We start from the raw sequence: 20,391 nt of genomic DNA, 5'->3' as shown, positions 1-20,391 counted from the left end.
ATGAAAACATTTTCACTTCCATCAGAAGAACCTAAAGGCCGGCCGGATTTCCTGTCCACTTTGAATAAGCAGCAAAAACAAGCTGTAACACATACTGACGGTCCCCTGCTCATCGTAGCCGGAGCCGGCTCGGGTAAGACAAGGGTTCTGACCTATCGCATTGCCTATCTACTTCAGCAATATAAGGCAGCCCCTGAACAGATCCTTGCCCTGACCTTCACCAACAAGGCTGCAAGGGAAATGAAAGAACGAATCAAGAATTTGATCGGTGATAAGGCCGCTAAATTATGGATGGGGACTTTTCACTCAATATTTTCTAAGATCCTGAGGTTTGAAGCCGATAAGATCGGATACGGATCTGACTTCACGATCTATGACTCTAATGACTCCCAGACCGTGGTTAAGCAGATCCTTCAGGAGTTGAATTTCGATCCGAAAGAGATCAAGCCTAAGACTATCCACAACAAGATCAGTGATTCCAAGAACCAGCTGATCACGGCTGATACCTTTCAGGAAAAATTCATTAGCAGTACCCTGGATGATATTACTGCTCGTGTATATAAGATATATAATAAGCGTTTGAAGCAAAGTAACGCTATGGATTTTGATGATCTGTTGGTGAAACCCATAGAATTATTTCAAAAACACCCGGAGATCCTTGAAAAGTATCAGGACCGATTCAAATATATCCTCATTGATGAATATCAGGATACCAATCATGCTCAGTATAAAGTAACCAAAATGCTAGCTGACAAATACGAAAATATTTGTGTTGTTGGAGATGATGCCCAAAGCATCTACTCATTCCGTGGAGCTGATATTTCAAATATTCTGAATTTCAAGGAAGATTACGAAAATGCCACTCAGGTCCCATTGGAACAGAATTACCGCTCGACCAAGGCCATCCTCCAGTGTGCCGATTCCATTATCAAGCAAAACACCAAACAGCTCGATAAAACCCTTTGGACCGAACAGGATTATGGTGAACGCATCACCCTTCTCGAAAATTTTGATGAACGTGATGAGGCGAACCGGATTGCCAGTCATATTCAGAATCTCAAAATGCGCGAAGGTTATGAGAATAATAAATTTGCCATTCTCTACCGGACAAATTATCAGTCCAGGGTGTTTGAGGAAGCTCTCAGACGCAAAGATCTGACCTATCAGCTGGTCGGTGGGCTTTCCTTTTACCAGCGCAAAGAGATCAAGGATGTGTTAGCCTACCTGACCCTTTTGGTAAACCCCCATGATGAAACCAATCTTTTAAGGATCATCAATGAACCAAGTCGAGGGATCGGTAATAAATCCATTCAGGACCTGATAAAACAAGCCCGGGAAGAAGGGTCGTCTATCTGGACCATTATTCAGAACGTGGAACAGCTTGATGTGTACAAACCGGCCAAAGCCCGGGTGCGTGAATTTGTGGATATGATCAATAGCCTGCGACATAACCTCGAAAACGGTGCTGCTCTTACAGATACTACTAAGGCTGTATTGGAGCAATCCGGTTATATGCGAGCATTGGTAGAAGAAAACTCTCACGAATCCATGATGCGCCGCGATAACATCATTGAACTTCAAAATGCGATCTCTTATTTCGAAAAAGGAAAGTCGAATGTTTCTTTAAGTGCATTTTTGCAGGAAATAAGCCTGATCACTGACCAGGATAAATTTGATGAAAATAAGCCGGCTATCACTCTTATGACGGTTCATGCCTCAAAAGGATTGGAATTTCCTGTCGTGTTCATTGTTGGACTCGAAGAAAACCTCTTCCCTATGGGCGCAAGAAACAATTTTGATGTAGATATTGAAGAGGAACGGCGTTTGTTTTATGTCGCAATAACCCGTGCTGAAGAACGGTTGTATTTCAGCCATTGCAGGAGCCGGTTTAAATTCGGAGAAGAAACCCGGCAGGCTCGATCAAGATTTCTGGATGAAGTGGATGCCGGCGTCGTACAGACTGAGACGGGGGCTACTATTACTCAGAAAAAAGATCGTTTTAACAACGACGAAAAATCCGGTTCTTCTAATTATGAGGTTGATTATGACTGGAAACAGGATCAAACCAAGAAAACTTATAAGTCTCCTTCAGCTACCATTCATTATGATTATCAGGATGGCGAAGACCCATTTCAGGTTGGCGTACAAGTACTTCATAATAAATTTGGGCCGGGTAAGATCATTTCAAGAACCGGAACAGGCACAGATGCAAAAGTTGTTGTATTTTTCAAAAACAGAGGGCAAAAGAAACTTATGTTAAGAGCAGCGCCTCTGCAAGTAATAGATTAGTTTTTTTCAGCGAAGGAAGGTTAAATGAAGCAGGTTATAGCGACACTGCTTATTATTTTTGCAGGATATACTTTGGGCAATGCCCAGCCTGCCTTAACACCCCGAAATATGGCTTTGGGTGGTGGAGGAAGTACATACATCACAGATTTCAATGCCAACTTTTATAACCCCGCCAACCTCCTCATTCTAGATAATGAACGCAGTTTGACGATTGGGCTTGGGATTTCGGGCATCTACTCAGACCGCCTGCTCAACTACACTTCATTCCGCTCACAGATAAACAGCATCAGAGATCATTTTGATATTTACCGTCCCGGCGATCTCACCATAGATAACCCTCTTAGAGAACGTATCATTGAAGATAATTATCCGGGACGTAACACGCTTTCTGATAACCGTGTTCGATCTGATATTACCCTTGCCGGTGTGAAATGGCATCGTAACGACAGGTCATATTCCATTGCATTGCGAAGCAGAACCTCAAATTCATTTCGTGTGGGGCTGGGCTGGTACGATCTCAATTATAAAACCAACTCTTCCGGACAAAACCTTGTAGATCGTTCATTGATTTACCGCAGGCAAAGTATGTATGAGATCTCATTTGGGTACTCAGAATCATTTGAATTCCTGACCGGTTTAACTTCTCGCCTTGATAATTTCATCATTGGCATTGCACCTAAGGTGATCATTGGGACTGAATACGAAAATGCAGAATGGAAAAATGTGTATCGTTCAGAGGATAGTTCACCTACCGCAGAACGAGTTCAAAGTTTTAATTACAGTGCCACAGGTGAGCATGCATCCGCAACCACACGGTACCTGAACGGAAACTCAGTAACTCAATCAAATCAGGTATTTTCAAAAGATCCTTTTGATATTAACGGAATCGGTGCTGGATTGGACATTGGTATCACTTACCTGGTTACCCTTGGCAATGACCTTTCTGCGATCCGCCGCGACGGGCAACCAACCCGGCGATCATTGCGCCTATCCTTCTCGATGACGGATATCGGACTTGTATCCTATCGGTCAAATGACCTTTCGGTTACATCACAGAGTGATACCACTCAAAGTACAGATCTCCCAATTACTACTGCCTCAGAATCCTTTGGTGGTTCAAAGGGACAATATCTTCATTTCGTTGATCTTTTTGCGGAATCAGATCCATTTAACACCAACACAACTGTTGATTACAATACGTTTTCAACCCTTTTACCAATGGCATTGCATGGTGGTGCATTATTGGAAATAAACTGGCTAAAGCTTATGGGTGATGTAAGTGTGGGATTGACCAATAATGCATTTAATTCAACCAAGGTTGTATCCTCTTTTGGCGTGGAGGTACGCCCAATATCATATATACCGCTTAGAGGTGGGATCAGATTCGAGGCACAAAGACCCGATTTCATAAGTGCAGGAACCGCCATTGAAACAGACCGATTTGATATTTCTATAGCAGCAATGTTCAAACCAAATTCGCTGTCAGAGCGTCCATCTTTAACAGGAGCTGTAGTCTCAGCACTTCGAATTCATTTTTAAAGACTGACACTTTGCCCTACTTTCCTGACAGGCAGCGGGTATATATGACGGTTTGTTTCCAACTTTGTAAATGGCTTTGTATTTGCCATTAATTAATAAAACAAAAAAACTTTTTTAGAATATACATCCTATGAAACAACGTTTTGAGCTATTTCAAAATTTAAGTGACTCTGATGACAACTTTGATGATTTTGAACAAGCTATACCGTTAATGTCTGAGGAGGAAGAACGAGAACTCACTGAAGCAGAGATCCCTGAATCCCTTCCTATTTTACCTCTCAAAAACACTGTGTTGTTCCCGGGAGTTGTTGTACCTATTACCGTAGGCCGGGACCGCTCACTGGCACTCGTCAAAGAAGCCTACGAAGGCGACAAGATCATTGGCGTAGTGACCCAGAAGAATGAAGATATTGAGGAGCCGGAATATAAGGACCTTCATACCGTTGGAACCGTAGCACAGATCCTCAAACTTATTAAAATGCCGGATGGCAGCAAGAGTATCGTCATCCAGGGTAAATCAAATTTCAAGGTCAAGGACTTTACTCAAAGTAACCCGTATTTCAGGGCTAAGGTCGAACCTTATGCAAAAGAGATGGATATCGAAGGGGTTGAACTCGACGCGTCCGTTCGCAACATCAAGGAAACTGCGGCCAAGATCATCAATATGTCTCCGAATATTCCTTCGGAAGCTTCTATTGCCGTTGATAATATCAATAGCCCTTCCTTTTTACTGAACTTCATTTCTTCGAACCTGAATGTTTCGGTAAATGAAAAACAAACACTGCTCGAGATCAGGAAATTTTCCGATAACCTGGATAAAGTCATGGAATTTCTTGAGAAAGAGGTTCAGGTTCTGGACATGAGTGAAAAGATCCGCACCAAAGTAAAATCGGATATTGATGATCAACAGCGGGAATTTTACCTTCGTCAGCAAATGAAAGCCATACAGGAAGAACTTGGTGAGGATGCTGAGCAGCAGGATATAGAAAAATTGCGGGATCGCTTAGCTAAGAAAAAATTACCGAAAGAGGCACGAGAAACAGCCGAAAAGGAATTACAACGATTGGAAATGACGCCAAATGCCTCACCAAACTATGGCATCATATATAGCTATGTAGAATGGATCCTGGACCTGCCATGGAATGAATTTTCCAAAGATAAACTGGATCTGGAATTCGCCCGCAAGGTATTGGATGAAGACCATTACGGCCTCGAAAAAGTCAAAAAACGAATTGTTGAATATTTGGCCGTCCTAAAGCTAAAGAAGGATATGAAAGCTCCTATCCTTTGCTTTTACGGTCCTCCCGGTGTTGGTAAGACCTCACTTGGTAAATCTATTGCGAGAGCATTAAATCGTGAATTTGAAAGATTCAGCCTGGGTGGAATTAGGGATGAAGCAGAGGTGCGTGGCCACCGAAGAACCTATATCGGTGCCCTTCCTGGTCGTATTATCCGGTCTATGAAAAAAGCTGGTAAAGGAAACCCGGTAATCATGCTGGACGAGATCGATAAAGTTGGAGCAGATTATCGTGGTGACCCCACTTCTGCCCTGCTTGAGGTTCTGGATCCAGAACAAAACGATACTTTTACTGATAATTACCTCGAGCTTGAATACGATCTGTCTAAAGTAATGTTCATTGCCACTGCGAATTCACTGGATACCATACCGGCTCCACTTAAAGATCGTATGGAGATCATCAATATCAGCGGGTACACGCTTGAAGAGAAAACTCAGATAGCCAAAAAATACCTTATTCCGAAACAGATCGAGGAAAACGGTCTTAAGGAAGAACAGATCTCCTTCACTGACAAAGCCATAGAGCGTTTGATTGATCAGTATACACGTGAATCTGGTGTCCGTAATCTGGAACGACAGATAGCTGGTGTTTGTCGCGGAGTAGCTGCCAAGATCGCCTCCAATGAAATTGATAAATTCGATGTCGGTATAGAAGATGTCGAAGAATTTCTAGGTAAGCGTAAATTCTTTAGTGATGCTGCCGAAAGAACCACCGTTCCAGGCGTTGCAACTGGCATGGCCTGGACACCTTATGGTGGTGACATTCTTTTCATTGAAGCCAGCGTCTCAAAAGGATCAGGTAAACTAAATATCACCGGCCAATTGGGCGACGTCATGAAGGAGTCGGCTATGTTGGCTGTCTCATACCTGAAGGCACACTCTGAAGAGGTTGGAATTCCTGAAGAAGCTTTTAAATACTGGGATCTTCACGTGCACGTACCCGCCGGGGCGGTACCCAAAGATGGACCTTCAGCAGGTGTATCGCTGATGTCTGCAATAGCATCCATTTTTACCCAGCGTAAAGTTAAAGGCACCATTGCCATGACCGGTGAGATCACCCTGCGAGGACTTGTACTTCCTGTCGGAGGTATCAAGGAAAAAGTTTTGGCTGCTAAAAGAGCTGGAATTAAAAAAGTACTCCTTCCTAAAAAGAACGAGAAAGATGTGGCGGAGATCGAGGAGGATGTACTCGGTAATCTTGAAGTTGAATACCTTGAGCGTATGGACCCCTTATTGGATATCGTATTGGAGAAGAAACCTGAGATCGAACCTAAAGATTTCTTTAAGGTCAGTGACGCCCACAAGGCGGCTGTATCCGGTAATAATGGAAAACTTCCGGATGATGTTCAGGTAGCCAGCAGAGATACCGATGAGGATAAGTAATTACCTGGTCGGTATAAACGAACTAAAGAAAGGCAAGCTTATATGAGCTTGCCTTTTTATTATTGTGGCTAATATCTTAGGTATTTTACCCTCCTCTCCTACCCAAATATCTTTTGTGCTTTTTCCTTGATGATGAAAAGATCACTCTTCAATTATTATCTCACCTCAGTACCAACAATCAATGGCATCCAAAGCCATATGTATTAACAAGCCAAGCCCCAGAAGCTGAATGGCATCTAACCGCTTTTGAATGGTCTTCATGGATGTTCTTCCTTTGAATGCAAAAGGAAGAAAAAATAGTAAACCATAAATAAAAATGGCACCGTAGCTATGTAATGGGTGAAAGTTTATAGAGCACCTCAGCGGGTCATAAATAGGATCAGCCAATAAATGATCGGCATCAACAAGCATGGTAATGATCATGAATAATAGAGCATAAACCCACCTATTTTTGTAGAATATCAAAGCGATCAAAAGGGGTACCAAAAAATGCAGAACTATATGGATCATAACTAAAATTACCCCAATTTAGCTCAATAGTCCATAGTTAAGCACTTTCTCATTATTTAGTAATGATTTGTTCTTGTTAATCCCCTCTTCTTCCGTATTTTTGGCGCATGCAAAAAGGACGTATCATACAATCAACAGGGAGCTGGTATCTAGTGGATACCGGTGATGGTATCGTTGAAAGCCGGTTACCGGGTCGCTTCCGTCTGGATGAGAAAGAAGTCACAAATCCGATAGCTGTCGGTGACTTTGTGGACATTTCCATTAATGATGATGGGACCGGAACGATCGAAACCATTGAAACCCGGGAAAATTATATTACCCGGCAGGCTACACACGGTAAACGGGGGGAGCAGATCCTGGTATCAAATCTGGATCAGGCTTGTGTGGTTCAATCCATAAAGAAACCGCGTTTAAAAGAGGGATTTATTGACAGGGTTTTGGTCACCTGTGAAGCTTACGAAGTAAAACCTGTGATCATCATAAATAAAATGGACCTTGCAAGACAAGGCGGAAAAGATTTTGCGAACGAACTTCAAGAACTGTATTCGGGTCTCGGATATACTGTTTTGCAGACAAGTATAGAGGATAAAAGATCACTTGATGCACTGAAGACCCAATTAAAAGATAAAACATCCGCTTTTATTGGCCCATCCGGGGTTGGAAAAACAAGCCTGATCAACGCCATTGATCCCAATTATGCCCTAAAAACCGGGGAGATCTCAGATTTTTCAAATAAGGGAAAACATACGACAACTTTTGCCCGATTGATCCCACTCTCCTTCGGTGGTTATATTGCTGATACTCCAGGAATCCGAGAATTTGGTTTGGTTAATATTGAACCATACGAACTTTCCCTTTTCTTTCCGGAAATGCTTGAACCAAGGGAACATTGCAAGTTTCATAACTGCACACATAATCATGAACCAAAATGCGGTGTAGCTGAAGCCTTTGAAAATGGAGAGATTGCTGCAAGCAGATATCAGTCTTATCTTAATATGCTGGAGTCTCTATAATAAAGTCGTAACGTTTTGTTCATTTTAAACTCTTAATGTTGTCTGTATCAATAATTACAGATATTGCACTCAACTAATAATAACTATCAGGTGATTCTATGTTAAACAACTACAGACGTTTATTAAAAATCGGGTTATCATTTATAATTATCGCTTTCTTTGCAACAGGATCGGTGTATGCCCAATTGGGTGATATCGGTGCCTTTCTGAGAGCCGGTGCCGATGATGCTACCATTCTAACCAAAGAATATCTCAAGCCTTTTCCAACCGGATTTGGTACCGGGTTGAATGCCGGCTGGAATGAAGAAGCCGCTCCAAAAAAGAAACTTGGATTTAGTTTACAGATCCGGTCCTCACTGGCACTGGTTCCGTCTTCAGACCAGGAATTTGATATATCCACTTTAGGCCTGACCAATATGGAAGTTGCCCCGGGCAACAGCTCCATCACCCCAACCATTGCGGGTAATGATTCTCCGGGCCCGGAAATGATCGTAACTGATGACAGTGGAAACGAATTGACTCGCTTCAATATGCCGGAAGGAACCGGATTCGCTTTTGTACCGGCACCAACCATTCAGGCAAGTATTGGTTTGATCAAAAATACCGACATAACCGTGCGATACTTTCCTCAAACAGATATAAGTGATTTTGGAAGTTTCGGTGTATTAGGTGGAGCTATCAAACACGACATAACACAATGGATACCGGCAGGAAATGCATTGCCTGTTGATATATCAATAATGTTAGGATATAATAAGATTGATGTTGATGCTGGTTTAGAATTAAATGCAGAAGGTACAAGAGATCCAAACGATCCTAACCTCGCCTCAAATCCAACCCCTGACTTTAGCTCCCAGGAAGTAGTGACAAATACTGAAACTTTAGTTTTAAACGCTATAGTAGGTAAGTCGCTCCCCTTGGTAAGTGTTTACGGTGGATTAGGATATCAAAAAGCCACTTTTGACCTAAGTATGAATGGTGATTATCCTGTTCCTTCATATAACCCATTTACCCCTGGTGATGATTATGTTGTGGTCTCAGACCCAATTTCATTTTCTTTAGACAGTGAAACATCTGTTCATGCCCTGGCCGGTTTTAGATTTAAATTAGGCTTCCTTGCGATCTACGGAGAAGCAACTCTCGCTAATTATTTTACTGCTAATGCCGGTGTGGGACTGAGCTTTAGATGATCTTTAGTATCTTATCAGTAATAAAAAAGGCGCTTAGTAAGCGCCTTTTTTATTGCAAACAATTCTAGCTGGAAGTTGCTCAGATCAAACAGCTACTTCCAGATTTTCAAGAATCGGATTCTCAACTTGAGTATCAGATTCAATAACTCCATCTCGCAAGCGAATGATACGCCGGGCATGATCTGCGATCTCCTGCTCGTGAGTTACTACGATCAGTGTGTTTCCTTGTCGGTATAACTCTTCAAATAGCATCATGATCTCTTCACCAGTCTTGGTGTCAAGGTTACCGGTAGGCTCATCCGCCAATATTATGGAGGGATTGTTAACCAGGGCTCTTGCAATGGCCACTCGCTGGCGCTGTCCACCCGACAGTTCATTAGGTTTGTGATCGATCCGATCTCCGAGACCTACTTTTGTCAACACATCTTTGGCCCGGGCTTTTCGGTCTGCTGATTTCATTCCAGAATAGATCAACGGGAGTTCAGCATTGGCAAGGCATGAGGTTCTTGGTAATAAGTTAAAAGTTTGAAATACAAAACCGATCTCACGGTTTCTTACCTCAGCCAGTTCGGCGTCATCCATTTTACTGACATTACTTCCATTCAGGATGTAATCTCCGGAAGTTGGGGTATCCAGGCACCCTATCATATTCATAAGCGTGGATTTACCGGAACCGGACGGTCCCATTATAGCAATATATTCGTTTTCAAGAACATCGAAGGTGACACCGGCAAGTGCATGAACTTCCGTCTGTCCCATTTGATATACTTTTTTAAGATCAGATATTTGAATGATTGCTTTTTTTGACATAACGAAGTCCTGATTAATTATTAGCCGATTTTGAATTATTTACTGTAACCTTATCACCATTTTTCAGTTGATTGGATAACATACGATAACTTCCAGTTACGATCTCATCTCCGGTTTTAACACCTGATAGAACCTGTATATGGGTATTATCACTGATGCCGGTTTCAACCTCTTTACGAACGGCTTTACCATCCTCAACTACAAAAACAACCTTACGAATATCTTCCTGCTCGATCATAATATCACTGTCCTGATCGGCTGCCATTATAATATCTGCTTCATCCTGAGAACTATCAGTGGTATCAGATTCTGAATCCTTGTCTAGAGCAAAGTCACGGACTGTAACTGATTGAATTGGCACAGAAACTACATTCACAGCAGTCTGAGTCTCAATATCAACTGTAGCAGACATACCAGGTCTGAAGTTAGGTACAAACATCTCCTCGGGATCCTCGGAAGCTTCAGTTCGTACCATCTGGTCTGGACTGCTGTCAAGATTATGTGGAGTAGTAATTCGAACTTTAACGGAGTAATTAGTTACCTGCTCATTTGTCCCGCTTCCGGTGATTCTAGCAGAATTAGCGATCTCGGTAACTACTCCTTTGAACATCCTTTCAGGATAGGCATCTACTTCGATCCGTGCGGTATCGGCATAATCCACGTTTACGATGTCATTTTCATTGACCTCAACCAATACTTCCATCCGGTCGAGAAGTGAAACTCTCATCATTTCAGTACCAGCCATTTGTGAGTTACCGAGAACCCGTTCCCCTTCTTCAACCGCAAGGCCGGTTATGGTACCGTTCTGAGGAGCTCTGATCACGGTTTGCTCAAGTTCTTCACGGGCCTGACGTAATTGGGCCTCAGCGCTTTGGATCTGATACTCTGCAGCTTTAAGGCTAGCCTGTTGTGAATCATACTCCGATTTCGTTTGAATATATTCCATCTCTGAAATTAGATCCTTCTCATACAACTGCTTGTCTCTCTGATACGCTGCCTCAGCTCGGATCAGGGAAGCCTTGGTTTGTTCCAACCTTGCCTGTTGTGTAAGCAGTGCTGCATTCAGATTATCGATCTGAGCCTGATAGATATCCGGCTTGATACGAACCAAAAGTTCACCCTGACGAACAAAATCTCCTTCTTTTACGGCAAGTTCAATGATCTCACCGGATACATCAGGTCTGATGATCACCTCAATTTCCGGTTGAACCTTACCGGAGGCTGAAACCAGCTGAGTAATTGTTTTCAATTTTGCGGTAGCCGTTTCTACTTCTTTACCTTCATCAGTGTTTCCAATGACACCGGTAAATCGAAGCGTTAATCCCACCGCTACTATGATGCCCAATGCTCCAAGTATCCAAAAAAGTGGTTTCTTAGCAGATGATTTCTTATTCGCCATTCTGTGTACCTACCCTATCTAATCTTATTCGTTTATTAAAATTCTACGTTTTCACTACTGAGTTTACCCAAATAGTAATCCAGTAATTTTTCCTGGAAAATGAGGTTATAAGTGGCCTGTGTATAATCAGATTGTGCACTTACATAGTTGGCCTGAGCCTGACTGAGCTCGATCAAGGTACTTGAACCTACATTATAACGTTCCTGTTGGGTTTCAAAGGCACGCTCACTGGCTTTCAGTGATTTCTCAGATGCAGATAACTGCTGAACGTATGAGCTGTAGTCATTATAGGCTTGAGTCACTTCCTGAATAACCTGCAACCTTGAGTTATCCAGATTCAACTCAGCATTCTTTAGTTGTACTTTGGACGACTGAATATTGGTCATCCGGTTCCAGTTTTGGAAAATTGGGATATTCACTGAAAACCCTAATGATCGGTTGATTCGCTGATCGAAAAACTGATCGCCGAATCCAACATTTTCTCCCAGAACTGAATACTGATCACTATAAGAACTTGACAATCCAAAACTTGCTGATACTGAAGGATATAAACTTCCCTTCGCAATATTTAACTGATACTCCAATGCTCGAATATTAGATATCGAACTTTTTAGGTCAGACCGACTTAGTAATGCCTGATCGATCAATTCGCTTAGTGAATAGGTTTGCATACTGGCTGAAGAAACCTGGGATTCGATCTCAGGAACCTCAAATTCATAATTTCCTAGAGGATCGATCTGTAACTGTCTGATCAATAGCAGCTTACTGAACTTCAGGCTATTCTCTTGTTGAGTAAGCAACAATTCATCATTGGCTACCTGTGCTTCCTGATTATACAGATCAACAGTCGGGCGTGAACCAACTTCTACCTGAGCCTGAACTTGCTCCAATTGTTTGCGGGAATTCTCAAGATTCTCTTTTCTGATCTCGAGTAATTCCATATCCAACAAAACCTGCAGATAGTTAGAAGCCGTATTGAAGATCACCTGCTCCTTTGCCCTTTGATAACTCTCTTCCTCAGATATTTTTGATTGCTGACTTGCACGTAATGAATTGATATTCTCAAATCCGTTAAATACAGGAATACTTGCACTCATACTTCCCGAGATAGATTTTGAAGTTATATCAACAAATGGGTCAAGTCCTTCACTGAATCGATCAGAAATAAACTGCTGACCGGTTCTTCTTGAACCATTTATATTACTATTTACTGTTGGGAGGAAATCAGCATACTCACTTTTTAGCCTGTATTCTGAAAGATCCAGGTTATTTTTAGCTTGTTTCAGCTGATAATTGTTTTCCAGCGCGATGTCGATCGCTTCCTGTAGAGTAATAGTGCGCGATTCTTGCGCATAGCCGCTATTGGTTACTAACAGAAGGGCAATAAGAAATAATGATGATATGAATCTTTTCATGATTAGTATTCGATTTGTGTTGACAGGTTGGTACACGATTTTGGACAAAAATAGTTACACAATAGTTGCCCTATTTTTGATATTTATATCCTTTTACAGGAGAGAACGGTTTTTAGCCCCGAGTCAATTTCTGTCAGAAGTGTCTTTATGCTTTAATTCAGCAATTTTTTCATCCAAAAAATCTAACAGTAAGCTAAGGCCTTTTCGTGCAAGTACTTTTTTGATCTCACGCGAAATACCTGAATCAGAGGTACTGCTCCCGCTGTGAGTATTTGATGATAGTCTGGATGATTTCTTTCGCTCTTTACCCAGAAAAAACCCCAGAATTACCGAAGCTCCTACCATTGGCAGCGGATACCGTCGAATAATATTCTTAGGATCCATATTATTTGATACACCCTCTCTCACATCGTCAATTGACTTATCCAGATCAGTTTGGATATTGGCCAATTCGGCTTCAAGTTCTTTTTTCTTTTTTTCCAGATTAGACAATTTTGCTTCAGACATTGTTCTCAGTTTCTTTGTTTGAAGTTTTTTCGGTAAGCAGTGCTTTCTCTTCCAATTCCTTTTTTTCAAGTGAGGTCAGAAGTTCGTCAAGCATTTGATCCTGAATTTTTTTGACCATCGATTTTGGTTTTACAACCACCAAGATTAAGCCGGCAATTATGATCGGTGTTGATACAATAGCAAACCCGGCCCACTGTTCTCCAACCAGATCTCCTAAATAGATGGATATAGCTATAAGGGCGAAAACCAGACCAAGGCCTAATATGGTGTATCCAACAAGACTTTGAACGGACCTTCCAACCCAATAAGTGATCCCACCACTGATATTCAGAATAGTGAGCTCCATCCTCTTTTCTACATACTCTTTAAGCTCGTGAGTAACATGCTTGATTCGTTTTCCAAGGTCATCCATAACTTCTAATCTTCAGAGGTGAAAATTTTCGAGACCACAAACCCAACCGCAAGACCCAATACAACCGATTTTATCGGATTACGACGTATAGTATCTTCCGTCCTGTTTTTGATCTCATCGAGTCTCATCTGAAGCTCTTCATCTTCCAGGATCACTCGTCCCCGTTCTATAGCATTATCTAGTCTTTCATTCAAATTTTGGAGGATCTCTTCATTCATAATGTTGCCCTATTTTTCTTTCAATATAATAAAATGAAACGGATGCTTAAATCATTCGTTTGCAAAAAGTTATTCGTACCTTAAACTTTCGATCGGGTCCAATTTTGCTGCCTTGAATGCCGGGTAGACACCAAAAAGTAAACCGATTATAAGCATCCCCAAAAATCCCCCAACAACCGACCATATTGGAACCACTGCTTCAGTCTCGATCCAAACAGCCATAAGGTTTCCTACTCCTATCCCAAAGATCATCCCCATAATTCCTCCGATCTGACAAATAAAAACTGCTTCCATGAGAAATTGATTGGTTATAGCTTTACGGGTGGCCCCAACAGCCTTTCGGATACCGATCTCCCTGGTTCGTTCCGAAACTGAAACCAACATGATATTCATGACCCCTATTCCTGCCCCTAACAGGGTAATAAAGCCAATGGCAAACCCTCCTACATACAAAGCATAGGTAAATGTGTCAAAGGTCCCGGCCAGACTTTCATTTGTTGAGACCTCAAAATCATTATTCTCACCGGGCCCTACTTTTCTTATAACCCTCAAAATTCCGGTGATCTCATCCACGGTACGTTCTATCAGGTCGATCTCAGGAGCTTTAACCTGAACGGCAATGCTGCGATTTTTACCGTACATGTTCATAGCCGTGGTATAAGGGATCAGTATAAAATTATCGAACGATTGGCCAAAGATCTGTCCTTTCGCTTTCAAGGTACCAATTACCTGAAATGGTTTGCCTTTAAAACGGACCTCTTTCCCTATTGGAAATTGAGTCTCAAATAAAACATTGGCTACATCCTTACCAATGATCACTACATTTCTTCCATACTGAATATCATCGCTGTTGAAGTTCCTGCCATCCTCAATTTCATATGAATTGTTATCAAGGTAATTCTCGTTACTCCCTCGTATGCCAACATTTGGCTCAGTTTCCTGATCCATGTAAGAGACCTCTGTAATATCAAAGAATTCATCCGGACTCATCCCCCGGCCAAGTTGCATTTGTTCATCCAGCTGTTCGGCTGTTTCAAAGGTAATGTCTTTTCTGTTGCGAACATCATCATCAAGCGACCCCATCTGAACCGCAGGGGTTTTTGTTACGACGATCACATTACTACCCATGATGCTCATCGTATTCTTAAAATAATTATCAAGTACTGCCACTGCTGTGGTGGATACGATCACTGAAAACACACCAATGACCAAAGCCAGAAGAGTTAAACCTGACCTGAGTTTATTGGCCTTTATAGAATCGTAAGCCTGACTAATAGTTTCTTTGATCTGCATATTATTCGAACCTTAAGGATTCAATGGGATCTGATTTTGCTGCACGATATGCAGGGATGAAACCAAACAACACTCCAACAGCCGTACAGATGCTGAACCCAAGTATTACAACACTCACATTCATTACTGCCACAAATGCCTGGTTAATAAGAATTGTAAGGCCACCCGCTAAAGCTACTCCTATCACTCCTCCCAACAAACAAATAGCAATGGCTTCCAACAGGAATTGCAAAAGTATCTCCCATGATTTTGCGCCAACAGCTTTTCTGATCCCGATCTCTTTGGTTCGTTCGCGAACTGATACAAACATGATATTCATCACGCCGATGCCGCCGATCAGAAGGGACAAACCACTTAAAATAAAACCCACTGCATAAATTCCAGCTTTCATGCCGGCAAGTTGCTGCTTAAAAGCCTCAGGCTTATTTAATGAAAAGTCATTGTCTTCTGTCGCATCCAGTTGCCTGATTCTTCTCATTATTCCTTCAAGTTCATATTCACCTTCTTTCAGAGCCTGTTGATCCTCAAATTTGACCCCGATCTGAAGGCCACTTCTTAAGCCATAAATATTCTGATAAGCTGAAATGGGTATAATGATCCGGTTATCCGTATCCTCGAGCCCCATGAATTTACCCTGCTTTTCGAGTACCCCAACCACTGTAAATCGTTTCCCTCCCAGCCGTATCTGTTTACCCAATGGTGTCTCCATTTCGAAGAGTGATTCATTAAGGGTATTTCCGATCACAGCTACATTAGAACCAGACCTGACCTCCTGATCCACAAACATACGGCCTTCCTCAATATTCAGTCCTTGTATCTCCAGATAATTTGCTGTGGCACCGTCTAACCCAACAGATTCCGCGCTTTTTTCTTTATACCTGACGCTCACTCCCCGACTGGCCGAAGCCGCCACATTTGCTGCATATTCACTGTATTCACGGATCTGTTCTACATAATCAAGATCCATTTCCTTTCGATTTCTGTATTCCCACCATTTATACTCTCCTCCCATACCCCATGGCCATTTTTCAACATATACCACATTTTGACCCAGCATCGACATACTTTTTTCAAAGGTAATATCCATGCCTGTAGTAACAGAATCTACTACAGTAACCATGGTGATACCTATGATGATACATAATGCTGTAAGTGTTGACCGGATCTTATTTGTTTTAAGAGCAATAAAGGCGATCCTGGCCCCTTCAGAAAAACTATTTAATAATCTCATATGAAATATTCAGTGGTTCAGACTAAGGTTACGGAATTAATAATAAATCGTTGCACTTAAAATTGATTTTTTATTTACGAACCTCACATCATTATCTGTTATCTTTTCGCTAACTTTTTAAAACTAAATATTAGCTCATGAAAGTAGATGTACTTGTTTTTGCTTCTCATCCTGATGATGCAGAATTGGGTTGTGGAGGCACCATTGCTTCTCTTACCTCAGCCGGGAAAAAGGTAGGTATCGTTGATCTCACCAAAGGAGAGATGGGAACCCGTGGTACCGAATTAACACGTGCCAAAGAAGTAGAAAAAGCATCTGAGGTAATGGGGGTCTCTTACAGAGTGAATCTTGACCTGGGCGACTCCCTTTTACCCAACACCCGCGAAAATCAGATCAAGATCATTGAGCAGGTTCGCAAGACACAACCTCACATTTGTATAACCGGAGCCCCCTTTGATCGCCATCCAGATCATGGTAAGGGTACAAAACTTGTTTTAGATGCCCTATTTTATTCAGGCCTGAAAAAGATCCCAACCTCAAATGAGGCAGGTGGCCCTCAAGAGCCCTGGCGGCCTTCCCACATTCTTCATTATATGCAAGACCGCCCCATTGAAACCGATTTTGTTTATGATATTTCAGAACATTGGGAAACTAAAAAAGAAGCAATTCTAGCATTTAAGACGCAGTTCAATGTTGATGAGCACGGAAACGAGCCGGAAACTTATATATCATCTGAGAATTACTTCAAGCAATTAGAAGCCAGGGCCAGATATCTGGGGCATCTTGCAGGATTCACCTATGGTGAGGCTTTCCAATACTATCTTTCTCCTACGCCTTTAAGTTCGATGGATGTGTTCTTTGAACATGCTCCAAAACGGTAAGCGATCGGTTTTTTTGGTACTTCACATTCACTTCATTTGAATTCAGTAAGATCTGTTACAATTACTGATCAAAATGAAATATAAAAAGGCCCTTGCATTTCTTGTTACCGGAATAGTTGTCGCTAGTGCTGTGTCAGCTCTATCCGGCCTTTTTAGCTCCGGAGGCACGGATAATTTTCAGTATCAGTCCATACGTGATCAAACTGTTAATATATACGGCTCAGGAATTTATAAACATATGTCGCATGAAGTGGCTATACAGGGAATTGCTCAAGACCTGATAACGCTAATAATTGGCATCCCTGCTTTGATCATCAGCTTTATATACTCTTTAAAAGGTTCTTTGAGAGCACGCATTATTTTTACAGGCACTGCATTCTATTTTTTTGTTGGCTACCTGATGTATCAATTAATGGCTATGTATAACGAGCTTTTCCTGGTATATGTTTTTTTAACAGGATCATCCTTCTTTGTACTGATCTTGACCTTATATCCGCTAAACCTCACTGAAGTTAAAAATGCCTTTTCAAGTAAAGCAAAAACATCATTTGGTGGAATTTTTTTGATAGTCAATGGTACTGCCATTACCATTCTATGGTTAGGGGTTATTTTACCCCCACTTTTGGATGGGTCAATTTATCCAGCCGGTGTTGAGCATTATACAACATTGATCGTGCAGGCATTGGACCTTAGTTTATTACTTCCTCTATCATTCTTATTTGGTTACTTGCTATATAAACAAGAACCTGAGGGATATGTATTTGGAACAGCTTACCTCGTTTTCCTGATCTTTATGATGACTGCCTTATTATCCAAGATCCTATTCATGGGAGCAAATGGTTATGAGATCATACCGGTGATATTCATCATACCAATGTTATTAATTTTATCCTGCTTAGGGGCCTACTTGATGCTTAAAGACTTCAGGGTTACAGTTTATAGGTAGCCCTGGTATCCGGCTCGCTGCTGGTGTAGCGGTCAATATTGCGAGCCACTTCTATTCGCTTAATAAAAGAATTTATGAGTTTTTCGTAGAGTTCATCACCTAATACTTTATCCTCAATTCCTCTGTCAATATTGGGATTATCGTTTACTTCAATTACGTATACTTCACCATTTACTTCTTTAAGGTCAACCCCGTACAAACCATCACCCATCAGTCTGGAAGCTTTTAAAGCTGTACCTACCACTTTTTCCGGAACCTGATCAAGCGGTAAGGTTTCAGCATTCCCTTCCATATTCTTTGATTCTGATTTCCAGTTATAGATCTGCCAGTGACCTTTTGCCATGTAGTATTTACATGCAAATAAGGGTTTATGGTCCAGCACTCCGATCCTCCAGTCGAACCGAGATACCATGAACTCCTGTCCGATCACCAAATCCGACTCTTTGAACATAGCATTCAGTGAACTATCTAGTTCATTGAGGCTTTTAACTTTAATAACTCCCTTAGAAAACGAACTGTCAGGTTGTTTAAGAATAACTGGCAACGGAGTTGAAGCCAGGTCTTCTTTTGTAACCATCCCCTTCATAAAAACTTTAGTTGCCGGTGTTGGTATATGATTCAATTTCAGCGATTCGTGCAAAAACACCTTATTTGAACATCTTAAAATGGACCATGGATCATCAATAACCGCCAAACCGTCAGCATATGCTTTCCTGGAAAATTTATATGTATAATCGTTCACATTGGTCGTATCACGAATGAAAAGCGCATCAAACTCTGTGATCTTGTTAAAATCATCTTTGGTGATCAACTCGGTATAAACCCCCATTTTTTCAGCCACTTTTCTTAGCTTTCTCAAAGCCTTCTTATCTGATGGCGGGTAAGGTTCTTCCGGGTCAGTTAGAATAGCCAGATAGTATTTATAGGCCTTCATCTTGGTTTTTTGATATCGCTTGGCCTTAAAATATGAAGCAGCCATCTCCTGTATTACAGGAATCTCATTCTTATCAATTCTATTGAGGCTCAAAGATCTGACTTTCCGTATCTCCCATTTGTCAGTTTTCTCAAATTCTACCTGAAATAAAGGGTATTGAAATATATTGTATAAACTGTGAGCCAATAACTTATAGCGATCATTTGAAGTATTACTAAAGTAAATTTTTAAGGTTACCAGGTTTGCGTCAAGTGTCTTAAGTGAGGATTGAATCAGTTCATCAATATCCTCTGTCAGTGATCGTATCAAGGAGATATTTTGCAGGTCTCTGATATTTGTAACATTTGGAATAGCTCTATGCTCCCTTGCTGACGCCAATAACGATACATAATATCCTTTACTCTGGTAACGATATGAATTGCACAGATTGAATACTCTGAGTGCTCTCTCCGAATATAATCCCTTATTGGTGATATAATCTTTGGACGAAATAACTTCCAGATTATCAACATCAATTTTCAAGGAATCTGGGGTATCCGTAACAATAATGTTCCTGATCCTGCCGAACGAAGTGCTTCCGGGTATGATCTTGATCATTTTGTAAGCATCCACGCCTTCTGCGTAATAATCCTTGATCAGTTCAATCACATCAAATCCCCTTTTTTTATACCAATCGATCAACTTCTTATTACCGGCTTCTGCTTCCAGGCTTAACCGCTCTATACCACTAAAACCCGCGATCCTTTCCGCATACTTCAGCAATGCATCACCAACTCCCCTGCCCTGATATGCCTGAGGAGTAGCAATAGAGTAAATCCTCAGGGTTCTTTTATAGGCATATAAGATCAGAACACCACATATCTCAGTTTCTTCATCTGTTGGCTTGCATTCGGCGATCCAAACCTGTTGAAAATTACTTCTAAGCGAGAGCTGCAGGGTCCTTCTCGAACTTTGTTGAAAAAACGGAAACGTACTACTTTCAATCTTGAGGATCGCCTCAAGATCATCTAATGTACCCCGTCGGATATTTATATCCATATCGTGATTATTATTGTTAAAGATCCAATGATATCACTTTTATTTTAATTTCAGTTCAGTAATGTTTTATTGCATGAAATAATAAA

General features: G+C 41.4%; 17 protein-coding genes. 7 read left to right on the top strand and 10 right to left on the bottom strand.

The genetic code is table 11. The features are described 5' to 3' along the window. From AC13FX_RS12595 to lon, 3 genes are all read left to right on the top strand, one after another. A complete protein-coding gene (locus tag AC13FX_RS12595) occupies positions 1 to 2,289 on the top strand; it encodes an ATP-dependent helicase (protein WP_482881098.1) in 2,289 nt (762 codons plus the stop codon). Between the two features lie 24 nt (positions 2,290 to 2,313). Next, the gene (locus tag AC13FX_RS12590; protein WP_482881096.1) at positions 2,314 to 3,828 is read left to right on the top strand and encodes a DUF5723 family protein; all 1,515 of its coding nucleotides are present in this window, start codon (positions 2,314 to 2,316) and stop codon (positions 3,826 to 3,828) included. 130 nt (positions 3,829 to 3,958) lie between these two features. Beyond that, entirely contained in the window at positions 3,959 to 6,508 is a 2,550-nt protein-coding gene (gene lon, locus AC13FX_RS12585; RefSeq protein WP_482881095.1) for an endopeptidase La, read from the top strand. Positions 6,509 to 6,673: 165 nt separating this feature from the next. Here the strand turns inward: lon and AC13FX_RS12580 are convergent, their stop codons facing one another. Beyond that, positions 6,674 to 7,018: a DUF6122 family protein gene (locus tag AC13FX_RS12580; protein WP_482881094.1), complete on the bottom strand. Its 345-nt coding sequence runs from the start codon at positions 7,016 to 7,018 to the stop codon at positions 6,674 to 6,676. Positions 7,019 to 7,125: 107 nt separating this feature from the next. Between AC13FX_RS12580 and rsgA the strand changes: the two genes are divergently transcribed. Both rsgA and AC13FX_RS12570 read left to right on the top strand, forming a co-directional pair. Continuing rightward, positions 7,126 to 8,031, top strand: coding sequence for a ribosome small subunit-dependent GTPase A (gene rsgA / locus AC13FX_RS12575; protein WP_482881093.1), 906 nt, complete (start codon positions 7,126 to 7,128; stop codon positions 8,029 to 8,031). Between the two features lie 98 nt (positions 8,032 to 8,129). Next, positions 8,130 to 9,221, top strand: a complete 1,092-nt coding sequence (locus tag AC13FX_RS12570; RefSeq protein ID WP_482881092.1) for a DUF6588 family protein — start codon at positions 8,130 to 8,132, stop codon at positions 9,219 to 9,221. Positions 9,222 to 9,305: 84 nt separating this feature from the next. On the opposite strand, the gene AC13FX_RS12565 is transcribed toward AC13FX_RS12570, so the two are convergent. The 8 genes from AC13FX_RS12565 to AC13FX_RS12530 form a co-directional block, all read right to left on the bottom strand. Beyond that, positions 9,306 to 10,031, bottom strand: coding sequence for an ABC transporter ATP-binding protein (locus tag AC13FX_RS12565; RefSeq protein WP_482881090.1), 726 nt, complete (start codon positions 10,029 to 10,031; stop codon positions 9,306 to 9,308). Between the two features lie 13 nt (positions 10,032 to 10,044). Then, positions 10,045 to 11,430: an efflux RND transporter periplasmic adaptor subunit gene (locus tag AC13FX_RS12560; protein WP_482881089.1), complete on the bottom strand. Its 1,386-nt coding sequence runs from the start codon at positions 11,428 to 11,430 to the stop codon at positions 10,045 to 10,047. Between the two features lie 35 nt (positions 11,431 to 11,465). Beyond that, positions 11,466 to 12,845 (bottom strand): TolC family protein, encoded by a 1,380-nt coding sequence (locus AC13FX_RS12555; protein ID WP_482881088.1) that lies wholly within the window; start codon positions 12,843 to 12,845, stop codon positions 11,466 to 11,468. 123 nt (positions 12,846 to 12,968) lie between these two features. Next, positions 12,969 to 13,352, bottom strand: coding sequence for a hypothetical protein (locus AC13FX_RS12550; RefSeq protein WP_482881087.1), 384 nt, complete (start codon positions 13,350 to 13,352; stop codon positions 12,969 to 12,971). Continuing rightward, positions 13,345 to 13,764 carry a phage holin family protein gene (locus tag AC13FX_RS12545; RefSeq protein WP_482881086.1) on the bottom strand — a complete coding sequence of 140 codons (420 nt, stop codon included), beginning with the start codon at positions 13,762 to 13,764 and terminating at the stop codon, positions 13,345 to 13,347. Before AC13FX_RS12545 ends, AC13FX_RS12550 begins: the two co-directional genes overlap by 8 nt. 5 nt (positions 13,765 to 13,769) lie before the next feature. After that, positions 13,770 to 13,982: a hypothetical protein gene (locus tag AC13FX_RS12540; protein ID WP_482881085.1), complete on the bottom strand. Its 213-nt coding sequence runs from the start codon at positions 13,980 to 13,982 to the stop codon at positions 13,770 to 13,772. Positions 13,983 to 14,051: 69 nt separating this feature from the next. Further along, positions 14,052 to 15,275 carry an ABC transporter permease gene (locus AC13FX_RS12535; RefSeq protein WP_482881083.1) on the bottom strand — a complete coding sequence of 408 codons (1,224 nt, stop codon included), beginning with the start codon at positions 15,273 to 15,275 and terminating at the stop codon, positions 14,052 to 14,054. 1 nt (position 15,276) lies between these two features. Beyond that, entirely contained in the window at positions 15,277 to 16,506 is a 1,230-nt protein-coding gene (locus AC13FX_RS12530) for an ABC transporter permease (protein ID WP_482881082.1), read from the bottom strand. 137 nt (positions 16,507 to 16,643) lie between these two features. Here AC13FX_RS12530 and bshB1 point away from each other — a divergent pair, with 137 nt between their 5' ends. Both bshB1 and AC13FX_RS12520 read left to right on the top strand, forming a co-directional pair. Next, positions 16,644 to 17,387 carry a bacillithiol biosynthesis deacetylase BshB1 gene (gene bshB1, locus AC13FX_RS12525; RefSeq protein WP_482881080.1) on the top strand — a complete coding sequence of 248 codons (744 nt, stop codon included), beginning with the start codon at positions 16,644 to 16,646 and terminating at the stop codon, positions 17,385 to 17,387. 73 nt (positions 17,388 to 17,460) lie between these two features. Continuing rightward, complete coding sequence (locus AC13FX_RS12520) at positions 17,461 to 18,333, top strand: hypothetical protein (RefSeq protein WP_482881079.1); 873 nt, start codon at positions 17,461 to 17,463, stop codon at positions 18,331 to 18,333. Here the strand turns inward: AC13FX_RS12520 and AC13FX_RS12515 are convergent. After that, on the bottom strand, positions 18,317 to 20,305 hold the full coding sequence (locus AC13FX_RS12515) for a GNAT family N-acetyltransferase (protein WP_482881077.1): 1,989 nt from the start codon (positions 20,303 to 20,305) through the stop codon (positions 18,317 to 18,319). The two genes, AC13FX_RS12520 and AC13FX_RS12515, sit on opposite strands and share 17 nt — an antisense overlap. Positions 20,306 to 20,391 lie beyond the last annotated feature (86 nt).

The sequence above is a fragment of the Gracilimonas sp. B-17 genome, from assembly GCF_056857935.1.
The sequence above is the reverse complement of the archived record's forward strand: the minus strand, read 5'-3'. Positions and strand labels throughout refer to the sequence as shown.